This window comes from Pseudomonas sp. R62 (genome assembly GCF_000257605.1).
Lineage (GTDB): Bacteria > Pseudomonadota > Gammaproteobacteria > Pseudomonadales > Pseudomonadaceae > Aquipseudomonas > Aquipseudomonas atacamensis.
Window position 1 is genome coordinate 1 of record NZ_AHZM01000935.1, and the last position, 731, is coordinate 731.

The 731-nt window shown below is 61.8% G+C and carries 1 pseudogene; it reads right to left on the reverse strand.

Annotated elements, in window-relative coordinates:
* Positions 1-32: 32 nt before the first annotated feature.
* Positions 33-731, reverse strand: a pseudogene (locus OQK_RS01220) (hybrid sensor histidine kinase/response regulator); the annotation flags it as partial.

A 731-nucleotide genomic window follows, 5' to 3' on the forward strand; every position in this document is an offset into this window, starting at 1 on the left:
ATTTTGATCTCCACTTGTGGGTATTTCGCCGTTCATTTGCCGAGCAGGTGGCTCATGGCGGTCTTGAGTTTCATCGGGCGTACCGGCTTGTGCATCAGGGTGTGTCCCAACTCGCGGATCTGCTGCTTCAACTCATTGCTGTAGTTGGCGGTGATCATCAACGCCGGTATCGCGCGGCCGCGTCGTCCATTGATGCGGGCGACGGCGTCGACGCCGTTCTGGTCGTCGTCGAGGTGGTAATCGGCGATCAGCAAGTCGGCTTCGGCATGGTAGTTATCCACCTGCCGTGCCAGGTCTTGCTCCGACAACGCCGTGATCACCTGGCAGCCCCAGCCTTCCAGCAAGGTGCGCATGCCCGCGCAGATCGCCGCGTCGTTATCCAGCACCCACACCCGCGCGCCTTGCAGGCGTTCGAGCATCGGTTCGCTCATGGCCAGTATTGGCAGCGACTTGGGCGCCGTGGCGCTCAACGGCACCTCCACCGAGAACATTGAGCCTTTACCCGGCCAGGATTTGACGCTGATACGATGACCCAGGATCCCGGCAATCTTTTCCACAATCGCCAGCCCCAGGCCAACCCCCGGTCCTGGTCGGGCCGCTGCACATCACCGCGCTTGAACTCCTGGAAAATCTCCTCCAACCGCTCCTCGGCGATGCCCATGCCGCTGTCCCACACCTGGATCAACAAACGCTGATGCTGGCGGCGACACCCCAGCACCACACGCCCGTTG